The organism is Petropleomorpha daqingensis (assembly GCF_013408985.1).
Taxonomy (GTDB): Bacteria; Actinomycetota; Actinomycetes; order Mycobacteriales; family Geodermatophilaceae; genus Petropleomorpha; species Petropleomorpha daqingensis.
The window spans coordinates 5082676-5098440 of the sequence record NZ_JACBZT010000001.1 but is presented as its reverse complement, the minus strand read 5'-3'; the positions used below and the strand labels follow the sequence as shown (position 1 = coordinate 5098440).

At 73.7% G+C, this 15765-nt stretch carries 14 protein-coding genes; all 14 read left to right on the top strand.

What is annotated here, in order from left to right; all coding sequences use genetic code 11:
• The first annotated feature begins 67 nt into the window (after positions 1-67).
• The 14 genes from GGQ55_RS25080 to GGQ55_RS25015 all read left to right on the top strand — a co-directional run bounded on the left by GGQ55_RS25080 (position 68) and on the right by GGQ55_RS25015 (position 15630).
• The gene (locus GGQ55_RS25080) at positions 68-1186 is read left to right on the top strand and encodes a CaiB/BaiF CoA transferase family protein (protein WP_179721518.1); all 1119 of its coding nucleotides are present in this window, start codon (positions 68-70) and stop codon (positions 1184-1186) included.
• A gap of 26 nt (positions 1187-1212) precedes the next feature.
• Entirely contained in the window at positions 1213-2805 is a 1593-nt protein-coding gene (locus tag GGQ55_RS25075; RefSeq protein WP_179721516.1) for a class I adenylate-forming enzyme family protein, read from the top strand.
• A 2-nt stretch (positions 2806-2807) separates the two neighbouring features.
• Positions 2808-3854 carry an LLM class F420-dependent oxidoreductase gene (locus GGQ55_RS25070; protein ID WP_179721514.1) on the top strand — a complete coding sequence of 349 codons (1047 nt, stop codon included), beginning with the start codon at positions 2808-2810 and terminating at the stop codon, positions 3852-3854.
• Positions 3851-4663 carry an enoyl-CoA hydratase/isomerase family protein gene (locus tag GGQ55_RS25065; protein WP_218859442.1) on the top strand — a complete coding sequence of 271 codons (813 nt, stop codon included), beginning with the start codon at positions 3851-3853 and terminating at the stop codon, positions 4661-4663. Before GGQ55_RS25070 ends, GGQ55_RS25065 begins: the two co-directional genes overlap by 4 nt.
• A 23-nt stretch (positions 4664-4686) precedes the next feature.
• Entirely contained in the window at positions 4687-5811 is a 1125-nt protein-coding gene (locus GGQ55_RS25060) for an acyl-CoA dehydrogenase family protein (RefSeq protein ID WP_179721512.1), read from the top strand.
• A complete protein-coding gene (locus GGQ55_RS25055; RefSeq protein WP_179721510.1) occupies positions 5808-7046 on the top strand; it encodes an acyl-CoA dehydrogenase family protein in 1239 nt (412 codons plus the stop codon). The genes GGQ55_RS25060 and GGQ55_RS25055 overlap by 4 nt, the downstream gene beginning before the upstream one ends.
• Positions 7047-7057: 11 nt before the next feature.
• Complete coding sequence (locus GGQ55_RS25050; RefSeq protein ID WP_179721508.1) at positions 7058-7906, top strand: enoyl-CoA hydratase/isomerase family protein; 849 nt, start codon at positions 7058-7060, stop codon at positions 7904-7906.
• 23 nt (positions 7907-7929) lie between these two features.
• Complete coding sequence (locus GGQ55_RS25045) at positions 7930-9111, top strand: acyl-CoA dehydrogenase family protein (protein WP_366490211.1); 1182 nt, start codon at positions 7930-7932, stop codon at positions 9109-9111.
• Positions 9104-9868 (top strand): SDR family NAD(P)-dependent oxidoreductase, encoded by a 765-nt coding sequence (locus tag GGQ55_RS25040; RefSeq protein WP_179721506.1) that lies wholly within the window; start codon positions 9104-9106, stop codon positions 9866-9868. The genes GGQ55_RS25045 and GGQ55_RS25040 overlap by 8 nt, the downstream gene beginning before the upstream one ends.
• Entirely contained in the window at positions 9868-10986 is a 1119-nt protein-coding gene (locus tag GGQ55_RS25035; protein ID WP_179721504.1) for an acyl-CoA dehydrogenase family protein, read from the top strand. The genes GGQ55_RS25040 and GGQ55_RS25035 overlap by 1 nt, the downstream gene beginning before the upstream one ends.
• 26 nt (positions 10987-11012) lie before the next feature.
• Positions 11013-11777: a crotonase/enoyl-CoA hydratase family protein gene (locus GGQ55_RS25030; protein WP_179721502.1), complete on the top strand. Its 765-nt coding sequence runs from the start codon at positions 11013-11015 to the stop codon at positions 11775-11777.
• The gene (locus tag GGQ55_RS25025; RefSeq protein ID WP_179721500.1) at positions 11777-12583 is read left to right on the top strand and encodes an enoyl-CoA hydratase; all 807 of its coding nucleotides are present in this window, start codon (positions 11777-11779) and stop codon (positions 12581-12583) included. The genes GGQ55_RS25030 and GGQ55_RS25025 overlap by 1 nt, the downstream gene beginning before the upstream one ends.
• A gap of 11 nt (positions 12584-12594) precedes the next feature.
• Positions 12595-13998, top strand: coding sequence for a 4-hydroxyphenylacetate 3-hydroxylase N-terminal domain-containing protein (locus GGQ55_RS25020; RefSeq protein WP_179721498.1), 1404 nt, complete (start codon positions 12595-12597; stop codon positions 13996-13998).
• A gap of 252 nt (positions 13999-14250) precedes the next feature.
• Positions 14251-15630 carry a 4-hydroxyphenylacetate 3-hydroxylase N-terminal domain-containing protein gene (locus tag GGQ55_RS25015; protein WP_179721496.1) on the top strand — a complete coding sequence of 460 codons (1380 nt, stop codon included), beginning with the start codon at positions 14251-14253 and terminating at the stop codon, positions 15628-15630.
• Positions 15631-15765 lie beyond the last annotated feature (135 nt).

Here is a 15765-nt window from a genome sequence, read left to right as displayed (position 1 = left end):
GTGGGGCACGGCCCGTAGAACGAACCTGACATTGACGTCACATCCGACAGAAAAAAGGGGGCGGCGGATGGGCCACGGACCCCTCGCGGGCGTGCGGGTGCTGGAGTTCACCGGCCTGGCGCCGGCGCCCTTCGCCTGCATGCTGCTGGCCGACCTCGGCGCCGACGTCGTCCGCGTCGACCGGCCCGGGAAGCTCCCCGCCGCCGATGCCGAGGTGCTGCTGCGCGGCCGCCGGGCCGCGGTGGCCGCCGACCTCAAGGACCCCGCCGCACGCGACGCGGTGCTGGCTCTCGCCGACGGCGCCGACGTGCTCGTCGAGGGCTTCCGGCCCGGCGTCATGGAGCGGCTCGGGCTCGGCCCGGACACCTGCCTGGAGCGCAACCCCCGCCTGGTCTACGGCCGGATGACCGGCTGGGGCCAGGACGGCCCGCTGGCCCAGGCCGCGGGGCACGACATCGACTACATCGCGCTCGCGGGCGCACTGCACCCGATCGGTGAGCGCGGGGGAGCCCCGCTTCCCCCGGCGAACCTGCTCGGCGACTTCGGCGGCGGCGGGCTGCTGCTCGCCTTCGGGGTGCTGGCCGCCCTCGTGGAGCGTTCCATCTCCGGGCGCGGGCAGGTCGTGGACGCCGCGATGGTCGACGGCGCCGCGTTGCTGTCGACCTACCTGCACGGCATGGCCGCCCGCGGGATGTGGACCGACGAGCGGGGCAGCAACCTGCTCGACGGCGGCGCGCCGTTCTACCGCAGCTACCGCACCCTCGACGGGGGCTGGATGGCGGTCGGCGCGATCGAGCCGCAGTTCTACGCCGAGCTCGTCCGGCTGCTGGAGCTGGACAGCGCCGCGCTGCCGGACCAGATGGACCGCGCGCGCTGGCCGGAGCTGCACGACGCGATCGCGGCGGCGTTCGCGGAGCGCACCCGCGACGACTGGACGAAGGTCTTCGACGGCACCGACGCCTGCGTCGCCCCGGTACTGGCGCCGGGGGAGGCGCACGCCCACCCGCACAACGCCGCGCGCGGCTCCTTCCTCGAGGTCGGCGGGATCGGCCAGCCGGCGCCGGCGCCCCGCTTCGCGCGCACCCCCGCGACCGCGGCCCCGGCCGCGCCGTCGTCCCCCGGCGATCCCACCGCCCTGGCCGAGTGGGGGCTGACCCCCGACCAGGCCGCCGCCCTCTCCTCCTGACCCGACCCGCTGCAAAGGAGCACCGGATGACCACGTCCCGTGGTTCGGTCGCCGACTCGCTGTCGCTGTCCATCGGCGAGTGGCTGCCGCTGTCGGCGCGGCGCCATCCCGGCAAGCCGGCCTTCCTCTTCCCCGACGGCGGGGCGCTGAGCTTCGCCGAGCTCGACAGCCGGGTGAACCGGCTGGTCTCGGCGCTGGCCGGAGCGGGCATCGGGCGGGGCGACCGGGTCGCCGTCTTCGCCCTCGACTCGCACCGGTACATGGAGGTCGTCCTCGCCTGCGCGAAGACCGGCGCGGTGTTCGTCCCGCTGAACTACCGGCTCACGCGGCCCGAGGTCGACGTCCTGCTGTCGCGGTCCGCGCCGCTCGCGCTGTTCTCCGACGCCCGCTACGCCGGGCTGCTCGACGGGGTCGCCGAGGCGCACCCGAGCCTGCGCCTGGTGCTGACCTTCGACCCGCTTCCGGGCGAGGCCGAGAGCGGCTACGACCGGCTGCTCGCCACGGGCGCCGACGTCGCACCGCCGGTGGTCTGCACCGACGCCGACACCTTCGCGCTGGCCTTCACCTCCGGTACCACCGGCCTGCCCAAGGGCGTCGTGCAGTCGCAGCGGATGCACAAGAACATGGTGCAGATCTGCTCGGTCGAGTACCTGATGCGCGGCGACGACGTCCGCTACTGCGCGGCGCCGACCTTCCACGTCTCCGGGGTGTCCGGGTTGCTCGCCGGCATCGCGCGGGGGTTCACCTCGCTGCTGCTGCCGCAGTTCGACGCCCCGACCGTGCACCGGTTCATGGCCGAGGACCGCGTGTCCGCCGTCTTCCTGGTCCCGACGATGATCAGCAGCATCCTGCAGCTGGACGGCGTGGACCGGTTCGACTACGAGCGGCTGCAGCTTGTCACCTACGGCGCCTCGCCGATCTCCCCGACGCTGCTGCGCCGGGCGCTGGACACCTTCCGGTGCGATTTCCTGCAGGCGTTCGGCGCCGGCACCGAGGCCGGCCTGCAGTCGACCCTCACGCCGGAGGACCACCGGCGCGCGCTGGCCGGCCGCGAGGACCTGCTGCGCTCGGCGGGCCGGCCCTCGTTCGGCGTCGCGATGCGGATCGTCGACGAGGACATGAACGACGTGCCGCCGGGCGTGATCGGCGAGGTGGCCACGCGGAGCGACATGGTCATGGACGGCTACCTCGACATGCCCGAGGACACCGCCCGCGCGTTCCGCGACGGCTGGTTCCGCGCCGGGGACATGGGCTACCTCGACGAGGAGGGCTACCTGTACCTGCACGGCCGCAGCAAGGACATGATCATCCGCGGCGGGGAGAACATCTACCCGTTCGAGATCGAGTCGGTGCTGGCCGAGCACCCGGCCGTGCAGCAGGCCGCCGTCGTCGGCGTCCCCGACGAGCACTGGGGCGAGGCGGTCCGCGCCTTCGTCACCCCGCGCACGGGGAAGAGCGTGACGCCCGAGGAGCTCACCGAGCACTGCAACGGCCGGCTGGCCCGCTACAAGGTGCCGCGCGAGTTCGTCGTCCTCGAGGCGATGCCCACCAACGCCAGCGGGAAGATCCTCAAACGAGAGCTGCGGACGTGGGACCTCCCCGCCGTGGCGGGGGTGTGACGATGCGCATCGGGACCCAGCTGCAGTACGCCGGCGGCTTCACGGAGGCCGCGGCCGAGCTCGCCGACCTGGAGAAGGCGGGGCTCGACGTGGTCGCCGTCGCCGAGGCCTACAGCTTCGACGCGGTCAGCCAGCTCGGCTACCTCGCCGCGATCACCGACCGGCTCGAGCTGACCTCGGCGATCATGCAGGCCTTCACCCGAACGCCGACGCTGACCGCGATGACGGCGGCCGGCCTGGACTTCGTCTCGGGCGGCCGGTTCACCCTCGGCCTGGGCGCCTCGGGGCCGCAGGTGGTCGAGGGCTTCCACGGCGTGAAGTACGACGCGCCCCTGGGCCGGCTGCGGGAGATCGTCGAGATCTGCCGCATGGTCTGGCGCCGCGAGAAGGTCGTCTACGACGGGAAGTACTACACGCTGCCCCTGCCGCCCGAGCAGGGCACCGGCCTGGGCAAGCCGCTCAAGCTGATCAACACCCCGGTCCGGGAGCGGATCCCGATCACCATCGCCGCGATCGGGCCGAAGAACGTCGAGCTCACGGCGGAGATCGCCGAGGGCTGGCAGCCGATCTTCTTCTACCCGGAGAAGGCGGCCGAGACCTGGGGCGCCTCGCTCGCGGCCGGGCGGGCCAAGCGCGACCCGGCCCTGGGCGAGCTGGACGTCGTCGTCGGCGCGCCCTGCGCGATCGGGGAGGGACTCGACGGGCTGCGCGAGCAGACCCGCGACTCGCTGGCCCTCTACATCGGCGGGATGGGCGCCCGCGGCAAGAACTTCTACAACGAGCTCACGGTGCGCTACGGGTTCCCCGAGGCCGCCGCGACCGTGCAGGACCTGTACCTCTCCGGGCGCAAGGCCGAGGCGGCCGCCGCCGTCCCCCAGGAGATGGTCGACGCGACCTCGCTGGTGGGGCCCGAGGGCTGGGTCGCCGAGCGGCTGGCCGCGTTCCGGGAGGCGGGCGTCACGACCCTGATGCTGACCTTCCCCCAGGGCAGTCACGCCGAACGCGTCCGCACGGTCGAGCGCGTCAAGAAGCTGGTGGCGGACCTGTGACCGCCGTGTCGGACCCGTCGCGGCTCAACGGCGCTGTGCAGGCCGACCAGCCGGTCCAGCTGACCCGGGACGGCGGGATCGCCACGATCACGCTGTCCAACCCGCGGCGGAAGAACGCGATGACCCGCGCAGCGTGGCGGGCGCTGCGCGCCGCGCTGGCCGAGGTGGCCGCGAGCGACGCCCGCGTGCTGGTGGTGACCGGCGCCGGCGAGGAGTTCTGCGCCGGGGCGGACCTCAGCGGCGGCGGCGAGCGACGCCCGCCGCTGGTGGACATGACCGAGGTCAACGAGGCCTGCCTCGCGCTGCACCGGCTGCCGCTGCCGACGATCGCCCGGGTCGACGGTGTCGCCGTGGGGGCCGGGATGAACCTGGCGCTGGGCTGCGACTTCGTCGTCGCCTCCAGCCGCGCCCGGTTCTCCGAGATCTTCGTCAAGCGGGGTCTGTCGGTGGACTTCGGGGGTTCCTGGCTGCTGCCGCGGCTGGTCGGCCTGCACCGCGCCAAGGAACTGGTGCTGCTCGGGGACATGCTCGGCGCCGAGCAGGCCCGCGAGTGGGGACTGGTCCGCGAGGTCGTCGAGCCCGGCGACCTCGATGCCGCCGTCGGCCGGCTGGCGGAACGGCTCCTCGCCGGCCCGCCGGTCGCCATGCGGCTGTCCAAGCGCATGCTCAACGACTCCTTCGAGGCGACGCTCGACCGCGCGCTCGAGGACGAGGCCCGCTCCCAGCAGGTCAACTTCGCCACCGAGGACACCGCCGAGGCCGGTCGCGCCTTCCTCGAGAAGCGCGATCCGCTGTTCACCGGCCGCTGATCCCACCGAGCAGGAGGGGAACGATGGAGTTCACCTGGACGCCCGAGCAGCAGGACCTGCGGGCGAGCACGCGCCGGCTGCTGCAGCAGCGCGCCCCGCTGGCGCGGGCGCGCGAGCTGGCCGAAGCCGGCACCCGGCACGACCCGCAGCTGTGGACGGCGATGGCCCAGCAGATCGGGCTGCAGGGCCTCGCGCTGCCCGAGGACCACGGCGGCAGCGGCGGATCGCTGGTGGAGCTCGCCGTCGTCCTCGACGAGATGGGCCGGGTGCTGCTCGGGGGACCGTTCCTGCCCACCGCCCTCGCGGCCGAGGCGCTGGTCGCCTCGGGCGACGACGCCGCGGCCGGCGAGCACCTGCCGGCGATCGCCGAGGGCGAGCGGACCGCCACCCTGGCCGTGGCCGGCCCCGACGGCCGGTGGGGCGCGGGGAACCGGACCGCCCGGGGGAGCGGAGGCGACGTCCGGCTGACCGGCACCGCGGAGCTGGTCCTGGACGGCGCGGACGCCGACCTCGTGCTGGTCGCGGCGCAGGGGGAGCGGGGCCCGTCGCTCTACGCCGTCGAGCCCGCCGCCGACGGTCTGACGGCGCAGCGGCTGGACCCGCTGGACCTCACCCGCCCGCTCGCCCGGCTGCACCTGAGCGACACCCCGGCCCGGCTCGTCGGCGAGGACGGCGGTGCGGGCGAGGTGCTCGAGCGCGTGCGGCGCACCGCCTCGATCCTGCTGGCCGCCGAGCAGGTGGGCGCGATGAGCACGCTGGTCGACCTCACCGCCGAGCACGCCCGCACCCGCCGCGCCTTCGGCCGGCCGATCGGCGCGTTCCAGGGCGTCAAGCACCGGCTGGCCGACATGGCCGTCCGCCTGGAGATGTCCCGCTCGGCCGCCTACTGGGCCGCCTGGCAGCCACCGGGCTCGCCGGAGGCGGCGCTCGGCGCCGCGGTCGCCGGCTCGTACTGCTCCGAGTCCTTCCTGCAGACCGCCAAGGACACCATCCAGCTGCACGGCGGCACCGGCTTCACCTGGGAGCACGACGCCCACCTGTTCCTGCGGCGGGCGCGCGCCGACGCGACCCTGGCCGGCTCGCCCGCCGAGCACCGCGCCGCCCTGGTCCCCCTCGTCCTGCCCGAGCTCGCGGAGGTGCCGGCATGACCGCCCCGCTCGACCTGTCCCCGGACGCCACCGAGGAGGAGGCGGCCGCGGCCGCCGAGCGGTGGCTGCACGAGAACCTGCCGCCGGCCTGGCTCAAGGCCGTCCTCGACGGCGACCGCGAGGCCGTCGCCGCGCAGCGCGCCGACGCCGACGGGCTGCGCGCCTGGTACGCGCAGCTGGGCGACTCCGGCCTGGCCACGCCCTCGTGGCCCCGGGAGCACGGCGGGCTCGGCCTGTCCGCCGACGCGGCCGGCGCGATCTCCGACGTGCTGCTGCGCTACTCCGCCGACTTCGACAGCCCGGCGTTCATCGGCCGCGGGCTGGCCGGCCCGACGATCCTGCTGCACGGCACCGACGAGCAGAAGCGCCGGCACCTGCCGGGCATCCGCCGCGGCGAGGTGCAGTGGTGCCAGCTGTTCAGCGAGCCGGGCGCGGGCTCGGACCTCGCCGCCCTGGCCGCCCGCGCGGAGCGGCAGGAGGACGGCACCTGGCGGGTCAACGGCCAGAAGGTGTGGAACTCCTACGCCCACTTCGCCGACTGGGCCATCCTCATGGCGCGCACCGACCCCAGCCGGCCCAAGCACCGGGGCATCTCGTACTTCCTGGTCGACATGCGCACCCCCGGCGTCTCGCCGCGGCCGCTGCGCCAGATGAACGGCGACGCCGAGTTCAACGAGGTCTTCCTCGACGACGTCGTGCTGCCCGAGGACGCGCTGCTCGGTGACCTCAACGACGGGTGGGCCGTCGGCATCAGCACCCTCATGCAGGAGCGCAACGGCCTGTCCGGGCGGCCGGGTGTCGGCCCCGGCCGGGGCGAGGAGCTGGCCCGGCTGGCCGCCCGCACCGGCACCTGGGCCGACCCGCTGCTGCGCGACCGGCTGCTGTCCTACCTGGTCGAGGAGCGCGTGCTCCAGATGACCACGGTGCGCGCCTTCGTCGAGACCGGCACCGGCCCGGTCGGCGCCGAGGGGTCGATCCGCAAGCTGATCAGCTCCTGGCTGCAGGAGCAGGCCGGTGTGCTGGCCGCCGAGGCCGACCCGGTCGGCGTGCTGGGCTGGCCGGCCGGCAGCGGGCTGCCGTCGTCGGCCTACGACTTCCTGTCGATGAAGCAGACCGCCATCGCCGGAGGCACCTCGGAGATCCAGCGCAACATCATCGCCGAGCGCGTGCTGGGCCTGCCCAAGGACCCCGATCCCGAGAAGGACGTCCCCTTCAACCAGCGCTCCCGCGGCTGAGAGGTAGCCCCATGACCACGACCGAGTCCACCCTGCCCGCGGGCCTGCCCACCGACCTCGGGACGATCCGGCTGGCCTCGCCCGAGCCCGGCATCGTCGTCCTCACCCTCGACCGGCCGGAGCGGCTCAACGCGCTGTCGGCCGACCTCCTGCGCGAGCTGCACGCCGTGCTCGACGCGCTCGCCGTCGACCCCTCGGTGCGGGTGCTCGTGCTGACCGGCGCCGGTCGCGGGTTCTGCGCCGGCCTGGACCTCACCGCCTTCGACATGGGCGGCCCGGACCGGGCCGTCCGCTCGCCGCAGACCGGCCTGGCGCTGCAGAAGCACATCGCCGCGCTGGTGCCCAAGCTGCGGGCGCTGCCGCAGGTGGTGATCTCCGCGGTCAACGGACCGGCCGCCGGTGGCGGGCTGGCCCTCGCGCTCGCCTCCGACGTGCGCATCGGCGCCGCGTCGTCCCGCTACAACGTGGCGTTCGTGCGGCTGGGGCTGTCCGGCTGCGACATCGGGGTCAGCTGGCTGCTGCCGCGGCTGGTCGGCGCCTCCCGGGCGTTCGAGCTGCTGCTCACCGGCCGGATCGTCGACGCCGCCGAGGCCGACCGGATCGGCCTGGTCACCCGCGTCGTCCCGGACGACGAGGTCCTCGAGTCGGCCCTCGAGACCGCCCGGCTGGTGCTGGCCAACTCGCCGTTCGGCGTGCGCATGACCAAGGAGGTCATGTGGAGCCAGCTGGAGATCTCGAGCCTGCAGGCCGGCATCGACATCGAGAACCGCAACCAGATCCTCAGCTCGTTCACCGCCGACCACCGCGAGGCGGCGCTCGCCTTCCGCGAGCGGCGCACCCCGACCTTCCTGGATTCCTGAACCGCAGACTCGTAGGAGCACCTGTGACCGATCGCGACAGAGTCGTCGAGACCGCCCGCCGGGTGGTCGCCGAGCACCCGCCCGCGCAGACCCCGCAGCGGGAGTTCCTCGGCGCCTGCTTCGACGCCGGCCTGGCCTGGGTGCACTTCCCCGAGGGCTTCGGCGGTCTCGGTGTCGCTCCCGGCCTGCAGGCCGTCGCCGACGGCATCCTGCAGGGTGCCGGGGGCCCGAACCCGTTCTGGCTGAACCCCATGGGCTACGGCATGGCCGGCCCCACCGTCATGGCGCACGCCTCGCGCGAGCTGGCCGCCGAGCTGCTGCGGGCCGACTACGTGTGCGACGACATCTGGTGCCAGCTGTTCAGCGAGCCCGGCGCCGGCTCCGACCTCGCGGGCCTGGCCACCCGCGCCGTCCTGGACGGGGACACCTGGATCGTCAACGGGCAGAAGGTCTGGACGTCGAACGCCCACCGCGCCCGGCGCGCGCTGCTGCTCGCCCGCACCGATCCCGACCAGCCCAAGCACAAGGGGCTGACCTACTTCGTGCTGGACATGACCGACCCCGGCGTCGAGGTCCGGCCGCTGCGGCAGATGACCGGCGAGGCCGAGTTCAACGAGGTCTACCTGCGCGACGCCCGCATCCCCGACAGCCACCGGCTGGGCGAGGTCGGCCAGGGCTGGCACGTGGCCATGACGACGCTGATGAACGAGCGCACGGCGATCGGCGGTGGGTCGAGCGTGCGCGGGTCCGGGTCGATCGGGTCGGCCCTGACCCTGTGGCGCGAGCGCCCCGACCTGCGCACCCCCGCGCTGCGCGACCGGCTGGTGCACCTGTTCGCCCGCGCCGACGCCGCCCGGCTGACCGGTGACCGGCAGCGCGTCGAGGGCGGGGAGAAGATCGGTCCCGAGGGCAGCATCGGCAAGCTCGTGGGCGCCGAGCTCAACCAGGACGTCTACGAGTTCTGCATGGACGCGCTCGGGGTCGAGGCCGGTCTCTACAGCGGCTACCAGCCCGGTCCGGACGGCGGCCCGCCGCGGACCGAGGGCGAGGACCTGCAGCGCAAGTTCCTGCGCAGCCGGGCCAACACCATCGAGGGCGGCACCTCGGAGGTGCTGCGCAACATCCTCGGCGAGCGGCTGCTCGGCCTGCCCGGCGACCTGCGCGCCGACACCGGCAAGCCGTGGAGCGAGGTGCCCCGTGGCTGACGAGCTGCAGGGACGCGTCGCCCTCGTCACCGGCGGCGGTCGCGGGATCGGCGCGGCGATCAGCACCGAGCTCGCGCTGTCCGGCGCGTCGGTCGTCCTGACCTACCGGCGCGACCGCGAGGCCGCCGAGGCGCTGGCCGACAAGCTCGCCGGCGAGGGCGCGACCGCGCTCGCCGTCGAGGCGCACGTCGACGACCCGGCCTCGTCGGAGCGCGCGGTCGCCACCGCCGTCGAGCAGTTCGGCGGGCTGGACACCGTGGTCAGCAACGCCGGCGTCGCCAGCCGCGGCAACGCCGTCGCCGACACCACGGTCGACGAGCTCTCCTGGGTCCTGCAGGTGCACGCGATCGGCCCGCACCAGCTCGTGCGCGCGGCGCTGCCGCACCTGCGCCGGGCGGACCGGTCCGACGTCGTCTTCGTCTCCAGCATCGCCGCGCACACGTTCCACGCCTACGGGGCGCCGTACAACATGGGCAAGGCGGCGGTCGAGGCGCTGGCGCACACGCTCGCGCAGGAGGAGCGCCGGCACGGCGTGCACGTCAACATCGTCGCCCCAGGGCTCACCGACACCGACATGGGCCGCCGGCTCGTGCGGGCCACGCGCAGCGTCGAGGACATCCGCGAGCTCGACGAGGGCTCGCCGTTCGGCCGGGTCTGCGCGCCCGAGGACATCGCCCGGGTCGTGCGGTTCCTCGTCGGGCCGGAGGGCGCGTACGTCAACGACCAGCGGATCGTCGTCGATGGAGGGACCTTCTGATGGTCGAGTTCGAGTTCACCGCCGAGCAGCGCGACCTGCGCGCCGTCGCCCGCGAGTTCTGCACCGAGCAGTTCGCCGAGCCCGAGGTGCGCCGGCTGACCGAGACCCCCGACGGCTTCGACCGCACGGTCTGGCGCCGGTTGGGCCGCGACGTCGGCCTGCTGGGCCTCGCCGTCCCCGAGGAGCTCGGCGGCGCCGGCGCGGGGCTGGTCGACCTGGCGCTGGTCGCCGAGGAGTTCGGCCGCACCGTGGCGCCCGCGCCGCTGGTCAGCACGGTCGCCCTGGCCGCGACCGCGCTGCGGCTGGCCGGGGACGACAGCACCGCGAAGGAGCTGCTGCCGGCGATCGCCGAGGGGGAGACCGTCGTGGCCCTGGCCGCGACCGACGACCGCGGTGCCTGGGCGCCGGCGCAGCCGACGGTCCGGGCGACGCGCACCGACGCCGGATGGCGGTTGTCCGGCGAGCAGGCGCACGTGCTCGACGGCGCCGCCGCCGACACCGTGCTCGTGCTGGCCACGACCGAGACCGGCACCGGCCTGTTCGCCGTCGAGGGCGGCGCCGGTGGCCTGACCCGCGAGCCGCAGTCGGTGCTGGACCTGACCCGCCGCCAGGCCCGGTTGCGCTACGACGACGTGCCCGCGCGGGCGGTGGGGGAGCCCGGGCAGGCGGCGGCCGCCGTCGCCGGGGCGCGGGACGTCGCCGCCGTCGTCCTGGCCGCCGAGGCGGTCGGCGGCGCGCAGCGGCTGCTGGACATGACGGTGGAGTACGCGAAGACCCGGTTGCAGTTCGGGCGGGCGATCGGCTCCTTCCAGGGGGTCAAGCACCGCTGCGCGGACATGCTGGTCGACGTCGCGCACGCCCGCTCGGTGGCCTACCACGCCGCCTGGGCCCACGACGCCGGCACCGACGACCCGCGCGTGGCCGCCGACCTGGCCACCGTCGTCACCGCCGAGTCCTACCTGCGGGTGGCGAAGAACACCGTCCAGGTGCACGGCGGCATCGGCTTCACGTGGGAGCACCCCACGCACCTCTACTACAAGCGCGCCGTCGGCGACGCCGCCCTGCTCGGCGGCCGCGCCGCCGCGGCGGACCGGCTCGCCGCCGCCGTCCTCGACTGACAACCCCCTACGGACGAAGGAGTCCCATGAGCGACGAGGTGCTCACCGAGGAGAGGGACGGCGTCCTGGTCGTCTCGCTCAACCGCCCCGAGGCCCGCAACGCGGTCAACGAGGCCCTGGCCACGGCGGTCGCCGAGGCGATGGAGCGGCTCGACGAGAGCCCGCACCTGCGCGTCGGCGTGATCACCGGGACCGGTGGCACGTTCTGCGCCGGCATGGACCTCAAGGCCTTCGTCCGCGGCGAGCACCCGGTCGTCGAGGGCCGGGGCTTCGCCGGGCTGGTCGAGCGCCCGCCGGCCAAGCCGCTGATCGCCGCGGTCGAGGGCTACGCGCTGGCCGGCGGCTTCGAGATCGTGCTCGCCTGCGACCTGGTCGTCGCCGCCGAGGGCGCGTCGTTCGGCATCCCCGAGGTCAAGCGCAGCCTCGTCGCGGCCGGCGGTGGCCTGCTCCGCCTGCCCCGGCGCATCCCGTACCACGCCGCGATGGAACTGGCGCTGCTCGGCAACCACGTGCCGGCGCCGCGGATGCACGACTTCGGGCTGGTCAACCGCCTGGTGCCGAACGGCCAGGCGCTGGAGGCCGCGCTGCAGCTGGCCGGCGAGATCGCCGCCAACGGCCCGCTGTCGCTGATCGCCAGCAAGCGGATCATCGTCGAGTCCAAGGACTGGGCCGAATCCGAGGCCTGGGCCGAGCAGGAGAAGATCGCCCGCCCGGTCGGGACGTCGCAGGACGCCCGCGAGGGCGCGATCGCGTTCGCCGAGAAGCGCGCCCCCGTCTGGCAGGGCCGGTGATGGCCCTCCCGTCCGACAGCGGGGTCCTGCTGGTCGACCGGACCGACCGGGTCGCCACCGTCACGCTCAACCGACCGGAGTCGCGCAACGCGCTGTCGGCCGAGCTGATCGGCGCCCTGCGGGCGGCGATGGTCGAGCTGGAGGACGACGACGCCGTCGACGTCGTCGTCCTCACGGGGGCCGATCCGGCGTTCTGCGCCGGTCTGGACCTCAAGCAGCTGGGCAGCTCCGGGGCGAACCTGTCCGCCGGCTCACGGGTGGACGGCGTCCCGTCCTGGTTCCCGTGGCCGCCGCTGTCCAAGCCGGTGATCGGCGCGATCAACGGCGTCGCGGTGACCGGCGGGCTCGAGCTCGCGCTCAACTGCGACCTCCTCGTCGCCTCCGAGCGGGCCCGGTTCGCCGACACCCACGCGCGCGTCGGCGTGCTGCCGGGCTGGGGGCTGTCGGTGCTGCTGCCGCTGGCCGTCGGCCGGGGGACCGCCCGGCGGATGAGCCTGACCGGCGACTACCTGTCGGCCGAGGATGCGCTGCGGACCGGCCTGGTGACCCAGGTGGTGCCCCACGACGAGCTGCTGCCGGCCGCGCACGCGGTCGCGGCGGCGATCGTCGGCAACGACCAGCCGGGCGTGCGCCGGCTGCTGCGCTCGTACAAGGACATCGAGCGCGAGCTCACCGGCGGCGGCCTCGAGGTCGAGGCGCGCACGTCGGCGGAGTGGATGGCCGGCTTCGACCCGGCCGAGGTGGAGAACCGACGGGCGGGCGTGCTCGCCCGCGGCCGTGCCCAGACCAGCGTCCCGACCAGCTGAGGAGAACCTCCGTGCTCACAGGCGAGCAGTACAAGGCGTCGCTCGACGACGGCCGCGCCACCTACTTCGAGGGCGAGCGGGTCAAGGACCTGCCCGGCCACCCGGTGCTCGGCCAGGTGGTGCAGAACGTGGCCGACGGCTACGACTGGCTCGCCGGGCAGTCGGTCGACGGGACCAACCCGGTCAGCGGCATCCCGCGCACGCCCGACGAGCTGCGCCAGAAGGTCGAGCTGGTGCACCACGCCGGGATGATGGCGCACGTCAACTACACGTCGATCATGACGCTGGCCACCGCCGCGGGCCGGCTGGCCGGCGCCGGTCCGCAGTACGTGGAGCGGATCCAGGCGTTCACCACCTCGGCGCAGCACAGCGACATCCGGATCACCCAGTGCATCACCGACGCCAAGGGCGACCGGTCCCTCCCGCCGTCGCGGCAGGACGACCCCGACGCCTACGTGCGGGTGGTGGACCGGTCGTCGGACGGGATCGTGATCCGCGGCGCGAAGCTGCACATCACCGCCGCCAGCTTCGGCCACGAGCTCATGACGATCCCGACCAAGGCGATGAAGCCGGGGGAGGAGCAGTACGCGATCGCGGCGATGATCCCGGTGAACGCGCCCGGGGTGAAGATCATCAACACCACGTACGCCCCGCGGCACCCCGACCCGCGGCACTTCCCCGTCTCGGGCCTGGAGTCCTTCCCCGAGGGGTTCGTCATCTTCGACGACGTCTTCGTGCCCAACGACCGGGTGTTCCTCGACGGCGAGACCGAGCACGCCGCGGTCTTCGCCCACTCGCTCGGGCTCTGGGAGCGGCTGGGCGGGCTGACGTCGATGGCCGACGGCGCCGACGTCATGGTCGGCCTCGCCCAGCTCATCGCCGAGGCGAACGGGCTGACCCGGGTGGGGCACGTCAAGGAGAAGATCGCCGAGATGATCATCCACGCGACCGTGGTGCGGGCCTGCCTGGAGGCGGCGCTCGTGCACGCGGAGACCGGGGTGTTCGGTGCGGTGTTCCCCAACGAGCTCTACACCAACGCCGGCAAGTACACCGGTGCGGCCAGCTACAACCTCATGGTCCGCCACCTGCACGACATCGCCGGGGCCGCCGTCGTCACCGCGCCGTCGCTGCTCGACCTCGAGAACCCCGAGGTCGGGCCGCTCGCGCGCAAGTACATGTCGACGAGCAAGGACGTCGACGGCGAGTACCGCACCCGGCTGTTCCACGTCATCCGCGACCTCACCGCCGACTCCTACGGCGGCTGGAAGCAGGTGACCAACGTGCAGGCCGGCGGGGGTCTCTACGCGCAGCGGATCGTCACCCGCAAGCACTACGACATGGACGCCGCCAAGCACGCCGCCCTCGTGGTGGCCGGCCTCGCCCAGGACGCGCACGGCCCCAGCAAGGGCATCTAGAAGGACCCCGTCCTCCCCACCTTTCGCATGCTCACGGCGGGACCCGGGACGGGGCCGTTCCATCACGTCGGCAGCCGCCCGGGCACGTGCCCGGGCGGCTCGTCGGCGTGCCCGCAGGCGGCACGCGGACGGCGCCCGGAAATCGGCCTCGGGACCCTTGACAGTGACCGGCGCCACTGCAAATGTGACACCGACGTCAAACTCACTCCGACGTCCTCGCACCCCCTTCGAGACGGACAGGAGCGGCCGCGGATGCTGACCGGTCAGGAGTACAAGGACTCGCTCAAGGACGGCCGGAAGGTCTACTTCGCCGGCCGCCAGATCGAGGACTTCGCGACGGAGCCCGCCCTCGGCGTCCCGATGCAGGTGGCCGCCGACGGCTACGACAAGCACTACTCCGCCGAGCCCGGCGCGGTGAACCCGCTCATCGACGGGCCGCGCAGCCCCGAGGAGCTGCGGGACAAGATCCCGGTGCTCATGGAGATGGACCTGCTGCTCAACGTGACCTACCAGTCGCTGATGACGCTGCTGGTGGCCGCGCCCCGCATCGAGGGGGTCGCCCCGCAGTTCGTCGAGCGGATCCACGCCTACGTCGCCGACGCCAAGGCCCGCGACATCCGCATCACCGAGTGCATCACCGACAGCAAGGGCAACCGCAGCAAGCACCCCGCCGACCAGGACGACCCCGACTCCTACGTCCGCGTGGTCGACCGCGGCCCGGACGGCGTGGTCATCCGCGGCGCCAAGATGCACATCAGCGCCGCCGCCCTCGGCCACGACCTCATGGTCATGCCGACCAAGAACATGAAGCCGGGGGAGGAGGACTGGGCCATCTGCGCCGCCGTCCCGGTCAACGCCCCCGGCGTGCACATCACCAACACGACCTACCACCCCTACGGCCGGGACGAGCGCGACCACCCGACCAGCGCCCGGGAGAGCGTCCCGGACAGCATGTGCATCTTCGACGACGTCTTCGTGCCGAACGAGCGCATCTTCCTCGACGGGCAGGCCGCGCAGGCCGCCGTCTTCGCGCACTCCCTCGGGCTGTGGGAGCGCCTCGGCGGCACCGCGTTCATGGTCGAGCAGGCCGACGAGCTCGTCGGCCTGGCGCAGCTGATCGCGGAGGCCAACGGCACGGCGAAGATCTCCCACATCCGGGAGAAGATCGACGAGATGATGATCCACGCCACCCTGCTGCGGGCAGGCCTGGAAGCGGCGCTGCTGCACGCGCACGAGACGCCCGACGGCTACTTCTACCCCGACGACATGTACACCAACGTCACGAAGTTCCAGGGCGCGGCGCAGTTCAGCAAGATGGTCCGCCACCTGCACGAGATCGCCGGCGGCGCGGTGCTCACCGCCCCGTCGATGTCCGACTTCGACAACGAGACGCTGCGGCCCTACCTCGAGAAGTACATGTCCACCGGGGACGGCGTCAGCGGCGAGTACCGCACCAAGCTCTTCCACGCGATCCGCGACACCACCGCGGACGCCTACGGCGGCTGGCACCACGTCACCAACATCCAGTCCGGCGGCGGCCTGTTCGCCCAGCGGCTGGTCACCCGCCGGCACTACGACATGACCCGCGCGAAGTCCCTCGCGCTCAAGGCGGCCGGCCTCGCCGGCGACTGATCGCGCCGGTGCCCGGTCGCGCCGCGCGCGGCCGGGCACGTCGCGACACCGCGCGCACGACGCGCGCACCCGGGGGCTTGACATCCGCCTGCCCCTACTTGACTGTGACGTCAATCACATCCGACGTACCCTCCT